The sequence below is a fragment of the Frankia tisae genome, assembly GCF_025403405.1.
Taxonomy (GTDB): domain Bacteria; phylum Actinomycetota; class Actinomycetes; order Frankiales; family Frankiaceae; genus Frankia; species Frankia tisai.
Genome location: NZ_JANEZT010000286.1, coordinates 1 through 8,876, shown reverse-complemented (window position 1 = coordinate 8,876; position 8,876 = coordinate 1). Strand labels below are relative to the sequence as shown.

The 8,876-nt window shown below is 71.4% G+C and carries 8 protein-coding genes; 3 read left to right on the top strand and 5 right to left on the bottom strand.

Translation table 11 applies throughout. From position 1 onward, the window contains the following. A partial coding sequence (locus NBZ85_RS22780) for a patatin-like protein (protein ID WP_261562557.1) occupies positions 1-842 on the bottom strand: 842 nt, incomplete at its 3' end. A 194-nt stretch (positions 843-1,036) separates the two neighbouring features. Here NBZ85_RS22780 and NBZ85_RS22775 point away from each other — a divergent pair. Both NBZ85_RS22775 and NBZ85_RS22770 read left to right on the top strand, forming a co-directional pair. Beyond that, positions 1,037-2,866 carry an acyl-CoA dehydrogenase gene (locus NBZ85_RS22775; RefSeq protein WP_261558944.1) on the top strand — a complete coding sequence of 610 codons (1,830 nt, stop codon included), beginning with the start codon at positions 1,037-1,039 and terminating at the stop codon, positions 2,864-2,866. Between the two features lie 111 nt (positions 2,867-2,977). Further along, entirely contained in the window at positions 2,978-3,370 is a 393-nt protein-coding gene (locus tag NBZ85_RS22770) for a hypothetical protein (RefSeq protein ID WP_261558946.1), read from the top strand. A 105-nt stretch (positions 3,371-3,475) separates the two neighbouring features. Here NBZ85_RS22770 and NBZ85_RS22765 read toward each other — a convergent pair whose 3' ends face one another. The 4 genes from NBZ85_RS22765 to pdhA form a co-directional block, all read right to left on the bottom strand. After that, entirely contained in the window at positions 3,476-3,712 is a 237-nt protein-coding gene (locus tag NBZ85_RS22765; RefSeq protein WP_261558948.1) for a hypothetical protein, read from the bottom strand. Between the two features lie 120 nt (positions 3,713-3,832). Beyond that, the gene (locus tag NBZ85_RS22760) at positions 3,833-5,293 is read right to left on the bottom strand and encodes a dihydrolipoamide acetyltransferase family protein (protein ID WP_261558950.1); all 1,461 of its coding nucleotides are present in this window, start codon (positions 5,291-5,293) and stop codon (positions 3,833-3,835) included. A 31-nt stretch (positions 5,294-5,324) separates the two neighbouring features. Continuing rightward, positions 5,325-6,398 (bottom strand): alpha-ketoacid dehydrogenase subunit beta, encoded by a 1,074-nt coding sequence (locus NBZ85_RS22755; protein ID WP_261558952.1) that lies wholly within the window; start codon positions 6,396-6,398, stop codon positions 5,325-5,327. Between the two features lie 64 nt (positions 6,399-6,462). Beyond that, a complete protein-coding gene (pdhA, locus tag NBZ85_RS22750) occupies positions 6,463-7,671 on the bottom strand; it encodes a pyruvate dehydrogenase (acetyl-transferring) E1 component subunit alpha (RefSeq protein WP_498041256.1) in 1,209 nt (402 codons plus the stop codon). A 153-nt stretch (positions 7,672-7,824) separates the two neighbouring features. Between pdhA and NBZ85_RS22745 the strand changes: the two genes are divergently transcribed. Then, entirely contained in the window at positions 7,825-8,754 is a 930-nt protein-coding gene (locus NBZ85_RS22745; RefSeq protein WP_261558965.1) for an LLM class F420-dependent oxidoreductase, read from the top strand. The last annotated feature ends 122 nt before the right edge of the window (positions 8,755-8,876 follow it).

Here is an 8,876-nt window from a genome sequence, read left to right as displayed (position 1 = left end):
ACGTAGGTGAGTACCCGGCGGACCTGGCGTTCGGCAGGGCGGTCGAAGATGGCCGCCAACGCCGGGCCGATCGGCCGGTTGACGAGGATCCCGCCGTCGGAGGCATGGAAGGAACGGGCGGAGTTGACGTAACGCGCCATGTCCGGGTGGGTGTCGTCGAGGGCGTGCCCGACCGGCACGTAGGCCGGCTCGAAGGCACCCGGGAACGCGGAGCTGGCCCGGGCGGAGAGCGCCAGGCGGGGGATTGCCGCGGGATCGGTGAGGTCCGGCGTGCTGAACACGAACAGGCCCCGGTAGTCGACGTCGTACATCGTGCCGCCGAGGGAGTCGGTGTGTTCGGCGACCTCGCCGCGCAGGATCGTCGTCGTCACGAACACCGAGGTCGGGCGGGCGATGGTGGACCCGCGCGCCGCGGTCGTCCCGGCGACGGCGCCGAGGGCGGTGTGCAGGGCGGGCAGCACGGCCGTGTCCCCCCGCAGCAGCGACGGGTACGCTTTCTCGTCCGGGGTGCGCATGAGCGTGTTCAGCGAGCCCAGCGACAGCCACAGGTCGCGCAGCGGGGAGAGGTCGCCGTCCAGGGCGTTCGCGAAGCCGAGCATGGTCGCGTTGATCCCGCCGGCGGAGGCCCCGGCGAGCACGTCCACGCTGAGCTCGACGTCAAGGATGGCTGCGAGCCGCGCGTATCGGGCGGCGACCGCGGCGTCGGCGTCGTCGGCGCGGGTGTGCTCGGGGCTGGTGGCCAGGTTGATCTCGGTGGCGACCCCGCCCATCCAGACGGCGAGGCTGGCGCCGCCGGTCATGACGACCGCAAGCCGTACTTCCTGGGTCGCCTCGTCACGCATGGTGGCAAGGGTAGACGTGCCGGATATCGCCCCATCCGTGCTTGCCGTGATCGGTGTCGGCTGGTGGGTGCCCTTACTGCGAAGTCCCACTTGTCAACGGGTTACTCGTGGGTAGCATGGGAACACCGTACTCACCAGTAGCAAGCCGGTCCCGGCGGTGCGCGCCGCCCGGCGCTCCTGGAAAGGAGCCGTTCATGGGCCACTACCGGAGCAACCTGCGGGATCTCGAGTTCAACCTGTTCGAGGTGTTCGGAGTCGATCGCACGCTCGGCACCGCCCCGTTCGAGGAGATGGACGCCGGGACCGCGCACGAGGTGCTCGTCGAGCTGGAGCACCTGGCCACCGGCCCCGTTGCGGAGTCGTTCGCCGATGCTGACCGCAACCCACCGACGCTCGACCAGGCCACCGGCCTGGTCACCCTGCCCGATTCCTTCAAGCGCTCCTACCTGGCGGTCCAGGACGGCGAATGGTGGCGACTGTTCGTCCCGACGGATCTTGGCGGGCTCGGCGCGTCGCCGACCGTCGCCTGGGCCGCCGCCGAGCTGCTGCTCGGGGCGAACCCGGCCGTGTTCATGTACATGGCCGGCCCGACCTTCGCGGCGATCCTGCACCGGCTGGGCAACGAGTGGCAACGCACGCTCGCCGGCTTCGCCATCGAGCGGCACTGGGGCGCGACGATGGTGCTCACCGAGCCCGACGCCGGGTCCGACGTCGGCGCCGGCCGTACGCGGGCGGTCGAACAGCCCGACGGGACCTGGCACATCGAGGGCGTCAAGCGGTTCATCACCAGCGGCGACTGGGATGTTCCCGAGAACATCTTCCACCTCGTCCTGGCCCGGCCCGAAGGGAACGGCCCGGGCACCAAGGGCCTGTCGATGTTCGTCGTGCCGAAGTTCATGCCGGATCCGGCGACCGGAGCGCCCGGGGAGCGCAACGGCGTGTACGTCACCAACATCGAGAAGAAGATGGGCCTGAAGGTCTCCGCGACCTGCGAGCTGAGCTTCGGCGAGCGGACCCCGGCGGTCGGTTGGCTGGTCGGTGACGTGCACGAGGGCATCGCGCAGATGTTCCAGGTGATCGAGTACGCCCGGATGATGGTCGGCACGAAGGCCATCGCCACGCTGTCTTCCGGCTACCTCAACGCGCTCGACTTCGCCCGTACCCGGGTGCAGGGCGCCGACCTCACCCGGTCCACCGACAAGACCGCGCCCCGAGTGGCGATCATCAACCATCCCGACGTCCGCCGGATGCTCATGCTGCAGAAGGCGTACGCCGAGGGCATGCGTTCGCTGGTGCTGTACACCGCGACGTTCCAGGACCGGGTGACGCGGGCGGCGGCGCGCGGCGAGAGCGACGAACTCGCGATCCGGATCAACGACCTGCTGCTGCCGGTCGTCAAGGGCGTCGGTTCCGAGCGGTCCTACGAGCTGCTCTCGACCTCGTTGCAGATTCTCGGCGGCTCCGGCTACCTGCAGGACTATCCGATGGAGCAGTACCTCCGGGACGCCAAGATCGACACCCTCTACGAGGGCACCACCTCGATCCAGGGCCAGGACCTGTTCTTCCGGAAGATTGTCCGGGATCGGGGGCAGGCCCTTACCGCCGTGCTGGGGGAGATCCAGACCTTCGTGAAGGCGGAGGCCGGCAACGGTGCACTGCAGTACGAACGGGAGGCGTTGGGGGCGGCCCTGGACGACGTCCAGGCGATGGTGGGTTCGCTCGTCGGCTACCTCACCAGTGCCGCCGACGACGCCCGGCAGGTCTACAAGGTCGGCCTGAACTCCACCCGCTTGCTGCTCAGCATCGGTGACGTGCTCATCGGCTGGCTGCTGTTGCGGGGTGCGGAGGTGGCGGTGCGCGCCCTCGGCAGGGCGGGCAGCGGCCGGGACACGGCCTTCTATCAGGGCAAGGTGGCCGCAGGCCGCTGGTTCGCGGCGAACGTGCTGCCCGAGCTGAAGGCGCGTCGGGCCGTGGTCGAGTCGACCGGGCTCGGGCTCATGGATCTCCCGGCGGAGGCGTTCTGATCCCGGTGATCCACTGGGGTCGCCACGGATCGCGGGAGATCTCGCGCGGTCCGTGGCAATTGCCGTCCCGGCGGGGTTGTATTGGGGTGATCCGCGGGTAGGTGGCCGGGCATGGGAATCCCGTTGAGTCTCGCCTTCTTCGCCCTCGGCGCCATCCTCACCTTCGCCGTCCGCTCCGATCCCTCCGGGCTCGACCTCGACATGGTGGGCCTCATCATGATGCTCGTCAGCGCCATCGGCCTCGGCATCACCCTCTACCAGAACCAGTGGCGCCGGAAGATCGTCGAGGAGTCGGTGGAGAGCGGCGTGCCGACTCCCATCTCGGTCGACGACACGGTCCTCGTGGACCCGGTCACCCCGGTCGAGGCGCCGCGCCGGCGTGAGCCGGACCTCACGCCCGAGGAGGACCGCAAGCTGAACTCCTCGCGCCACCCGGAGACGGACCCCGAGCCGCAGCCGGTCATTCACGTCGGCAGCGAGGAGCGCTCCGCGTCGCGGCGGTGAGCACTGATCTTCTACCGGTCCGCCCGCCGCCTGGCCCGGTTCCCAACGGCCCGTGATCCGGGTTCGGGAGACCGGTCCGGGCGGCTTGTTCGTCCGGGGCTGGCGTCAGGAGGTGCGCAGCGGCGGGAAGGCCTGGTCCAACTCGTTGCGCATGTCCCGCTTCAGCAGGTCGTCGGAGTCCGAGGAGGACTGCCCTTCCAGGAGGAACCGGGCCACCCGGAGCGTGAGGTCGACCCGTTCGGCCAGGTTCAGCGTGCCGGTGAACCGGCCACTGGAGCTGGCGGAGGTCAGAACCTTGGCGACGAACTCGTCCGCGGCCTGAAGTGCCTCCACTCGCGTCATGGTTCCACCTCTTTGTGCCGGAAGCCGGTCAGAGGCGCAACCGTACCAGGGGGCCGAGTGTGCGCCGTTGTGCGCCCCTCTCGCGTGTTTTGTGGCGAGCTGGTGGATCCGATGAGTCGATCACGACCAGGCGAGGGCGAGCGCGGGATCCGTCAGCATTGCGCCCACATCCGCCAGCACCGCGGCGCCGAGCTCCCCGTCCACGATGCGGTGATCGAAGGACAGGGCGAGCTGCACCACCGTGCGCACCGTGAGCTGACCGTCATGCACCCAGGGCATGGGACGGATCGAACCCAGAGCAAGTATGGCGGCCTCCGGCGGGTTCAGGATCGGCGTTCCGACGTCGACGCCGAGCACCCCCACGTTGGTGATGGTGATGGTCCCACCGCGAAGGTTCGCCGGGTCGAGCCGGTCCGCCCGGGCCGACCCGGTGAGCCCCGCCAGCGCCCGCGCGAGGCCGACGAGATCGAGCCGGCCCGCGTCGGGGATGTTCGGCACGACGAGCCCGCGCGGGCCCGCCACGGCGATGCCCAGATTCACCAGGTCGGGCACCTGGATCTCCGCCCGGCCCGCACCTGCGTCCTCGATCCACCGGGAATTGATCATCGGATGCCGGTGCACGGCGACGAGCAGGGCCTTGGCGACGAACAGAAGCGGCGTGACCTTGATGCCCGCGAATTCCGGCAGCGCCGCCACGCGTTCGCGCATGGCCATGGTGGCGGTCACGTCGACGCTGAGGAACTCGGTCACGTGCGGCGCGGCGGTGACGCTGGCGACCATGGCCTGCGCCATCGACCGCCGCAGCCCGGTGACGGGCACGCGCCAGGCCCCCGTCGTGGTGGAAAAGGCCGCGTCGGCCGGGACCGCGCCGATTCGCCGGGGGGCGGGCGGTGCCGCGTCCAGCGCAACGATGGCGGACGGTGCGGTCGGCTGCGCCGCAGGGACCGGTGCGGGCACCGGCCGGGCGGTGGTGCGCACGGCGGCCTGGACGTCGTCCCGGCTGATCGTGCCGTCGGGGCCGGTGCCGGCGATCTCGGCGAGATCGACACCAAGGTCGCGGGCGAGCTTGCGCACGGGTGGCTTGGCGAGCACCGCGCCGCCCGGCCGCCCCGGCCCGCTCCCGTGGGCGGGCACCGGGGCAGCCGGGCGGCGGGGACTGCGACGACGCTGCTGACCCTGGCGAGGCCCATAGCCGACGAGCACAGGCACGCGCTCGCCGGCACCGGCGTCGCGGGAAACCGGCAGCCGTCCGCCACCGGCTGTGCCGCCGTCGGACCCGGGTGTGGCCGCCGGCGGGGCGAGGGTCGCAGCCGCAGGCTCATCGGCCGGCTGCCCGGCATCGGCCGTCCGGATCGTCAGCAGCGGTGCGCCGACGGCCATGGTGCTGCCCGCTTCGCCGTGGATCTCCACCAGGACCCCGGCGAACGGGCTCGGGATCTCGACGACCGCCTTGGCGGTCTCCACCTCCACGAGCGGCTGGTTCACCGTGACAGAGTCGCCGACCTGGACGAGCCAGCGGACGACGTCCGCGTCGGTCAGACCCTCACCCAGGTCAGGGAGGCGGAACTGTCGCTGCGACACGGGGAACCCCAGTTCGGATAGCGCGGGCGGGTCAGTAGCCGAAGGAGCGGTCGACCGCGTCGAGGATGCGGTCGACGTCGGGCAGGTAGTGGTCCTCGAGGCGGGCTGGCGGGTAGGGGGTGTCGAACCCGGTGACCCGCAGCACCGGCGCCTCCAGTGAGTAGAACGCCTGCTCGGTGACACGCGCGGCGACCTCGGCGGAGACCGAGACGTTCGACGGCGCCTCGTGCACCACGACCAGCCGCCCGGTCCGCCGGACGGAGGCGAGCACCGGCTCGAGGTCGAGGGGGGACAGCGAACGCAGGTCGATGACTTCCAACGACCGGCCGTCGTCGGCCGCGCTGACCTCGGCGGCGTCCAGGCAGGTCCGCACCGTCGGGCCGTAGCCGACCAGCGTCGCGTCGGTGCCCGCGCGCACCACCGCGCTGCTGTGCAGGCCGCCAGTCGCGTTCGGGGACGGCTCGCCCGGCGAACCGGGGTCCACCACCGCCTTCTCCCAGTACCGCCGTTTCGGCTCCAGGAAGATGACCGGGTCGTCGGAACGGATCGCCTGCTGGATCATCTGGTGAGCGTCGGCCGGGTTCGAGCAGGCGACGACCTTCAGCCCCGCGGTATGGCAGAAGTACGCCTCCGGGGATTCGCTGTGGTGCTCGACGGCGCCGATGCCGCCGCCGAACGGGATGCGGATCGTCACCGGCAGCCGGATCCGCCCGGCGGAGCGGTAGTGCAGTTTGGCGAGCTGGCTGACGATCTGGTCGAACGCGGGGTAGACGAAGCCGTCGAACTGGATCTCGCAGACCGGCCGGTAGCCGCGCATGGCCAGCCCGATGGCGGTCCCGACGATCGCCGACTCGGCCAGCGGCGTGTCGATGACCCGGGCCTCCCCGAACTCCTTCAGCAGACCGTCGGTCACCCGGAATACGCCACCGAGGGTGCCGACGTCCTCGCCCATCACGATGACCTTCGGATCGGCCGCCATCGCCGAGCGCAGGCCCAGGTTCAACGCCTTCGCGAGGGTGATCGGCATGGGACCGGCCGGTTCGCCGGTCCGCTCCCCACCGACGTCGGCGGCCTGCTCGCCGGCGATGACGGCTCCGCTGGTCACCACGCCTCCCCAGGTATGTGCGTCCTGCCCGCCACGAGTCCACCCTCCATGTCGAGCCCATCCCTCACGTCTCGCCCGGATCGAGCGTCGCTGCGAACGCCGAGCGCTGCGCCGCCACCAGCCCATTCTCGGTGACCTGCACATGGTCGAACAGGCTGGTCGGATCCGGGTCGGGCATCGCCGTACAGCGGGCGCGCAGTTCGTGGGCGAAGGTGTCGGCCTCGAGGGCCAGGCGCCGGTCACGCTCCTGCGCGAGCAGGCCGCGGGCCGCAAGATGGGTGCGCATCCGGTCCAGTGGATCGCGTCGGTGCCACGCCTCGAGCTCGGCCGATGACCGATAGCGGGTGGGGTCGTCGGCCGTCGTGTGCGCGCCCATCCGATAGGTCACCGCCTCGACGAGCACCGGCCCGCGGCCAGCCCGCGCGGTCTCCAGCGCCCATCGGGTCACGGCAAGGCATGCCAGCACGTCGTTGCCGTCGACGCGCACGCTGGGGAAGCCGAAACCGGCCGCCCGGTGGAAGATCTCCGTCCGGCTCTGCCGGCGGGCCGGCTCCGAGATGGCCCACTGGTTGTTCTGGCAGAAGAACACCAGCGGGACGGCGAACACGCTCGCCCAGCCGAACGCCTCGTTGACGTCCCCCTCGCTGGACGCGCCGTCCCCGAAGTAGACGATCGCGGCGCCGGGCGAGCGGTCCTGGGCCATTCCCATCGCGTAGCCGGTGGCGTGCAGTGTCTGCGCACCGACGACGATCGAGTAGAGGGCGAAGCCGTGCCCGGCCGGATCCCAGCCGCCGAGGTTGACTCCGCGGAAGATGGCCAGGACCGCCGCCGGGTCGACCCCGCGGCACCAGGCCACGCCGTGCTCGCGGTAGGACGGGAACGCCATGTCGTCGGGTCCGAGCGCCCGGCCGGACCCGACCTGCGCCGCCTCCTGGCCCCGCAGGCTCGCCCACAACCCGAGCTCGCCCTGGCGCTGCAGGCTGGTCGCCTCCTCGTCCATGCGGCGGACCAGCACCATGTCCCGGTACAGGCCGAAGAGCTCGTCGTCGGTGAGGTCGGCGACATACGCGGGCAGGTCGATGTCGACGATGGTGGGTTCGCCGCCACCGGGCCCGCTGTCCGGGCCGGCCGCCGGCAGCCCGGCCCCGGGCGGCGGCTCCGACCGGGAGCCGCCCGGGGCCGTGGGCGACCCGTCCAGTTCCGTCGTCCTGGCCCGGGACACGACGGTGATTCGATGACCATCCGGAGTGAGCAGCTGCATGAGCTCCGTCACACCCCGCAACGATAGACCTCAGGCGGAGGCCGGCAACCCGATCTGTCAGCCCGCCGCGCCTGATGCTCACGCCTCCCGGCCCGGTGCCGGCGGCCCGGGTCGGTGTCGGCGGCCCGGGTCGGTGTCGGCGGCCCGGGTCGGTACGGTGTCGCGGTGACGAGTGCGCAGGACGTGCCCCGCCCGCCGGCCCGCCGCGACATCGGGAAGGTCGGCGTCTGGAGCGGGCAGTTCGACTTCTCCCCGGCCGGCGCCGTCCGGGAGGCCATCGCCGAGCTCGACGAACTCGGCTATCCCACGCTGTGGACCGGTGAGGTCAAGGGCCGGGAGGTCCTGGTCACCGCGAGCCTTGCCCTCGCGGCCACCTCGCGGATCACGATCGCGACCGGGATCGCGCAGATCCTCGCCCGCAACCCGCTGACGATGACCGCCGCGCAGCTCGCCCTCGCGGAGGCGTTTCCCGGTCGCTTCCTGCTCGGGCTGGGTGTCTCCCACGCCGAGCTGATGCACATCCGAGGTGCTCCCTACACCCGCCCGCTGGGGCAGATGGCCGCCTACCTCGACGAGATGGACCAGATGGCCGCGGAGCAGTACCGGGCGGTGGCGCCAGCCGAACTGCCGCCGCGGGTGCTCGCGGCACTCGGGCCGAAGATGCTGGGCCTCGCCCGCGATCGCGCCGACGGCGCACACACCTACTTCGTCCCACCCGAGCACACCGCGGCGGCCCGGGAGATCCTCGGCCCGGACAAGCTGCTCGTCCCCGAGCAGGCGTTCGTCCTGCACAACGATCCCGAGCAGGCCCGGGATCTGGCGCGCCGGCACACCGGGTCCTACCTGCGGCTGCCGAACTACACGTCCAACCTGCGCCGGTTCGGGTTCGACGACGACGACCTCGCCGGTGCGGGTTCCGACCGCCTCGTCGACACGATCGTTGCCTGGGGCGATCCGGACGTGTTGCTCGGCCGGATCAAGGCGCATCTCGACGCCGGCGCGGACCAGGTCGCGGTGCAGGTCCTGGACTTCGACCGCCGCGGGCTGCCCCGCCGGCAGTGGCGCGAGCTGGCGCCGGCGCTGTCGGGGCTGTGACGGCTGTCGGGGCTGTGACGGCTGTCGGCCCTGTGACAGCTGTCAGTCCTGTGACGTCCACTGGCCCGGCGTGGCCTGGTCGGCGAGGCTTGCCGGACGGGGGCTGTCTCTTTTACACATCT

What these genes read in the sequence shown, in the direction of transcription:
- NBZ85_RS22765 (WP_261558948.1), bottom strand. Translation starts at nt 3,712, where the DNA reads ATGACGCGAGTGGAGGCACTTCAGGCCGCGGACGAGTTCGTCGCCAAG.
- NBZ85_RS22770 (WP_261558946.1), top strand. Translation starts at nt 2,978, where the DNA reads ATGGGAATCCCGTTGAGTCTCGCCTTCTTCGCCCTCGGCGCCATCCTC.
- NBZ85_RS22775 (WP_261558944.1), top strand. Translation starts at nt 1,037, where the DNA reads ATGGGCCACTACCGGAGCAACCTGCGGGATCTCGAGTTCAACCTGTTC.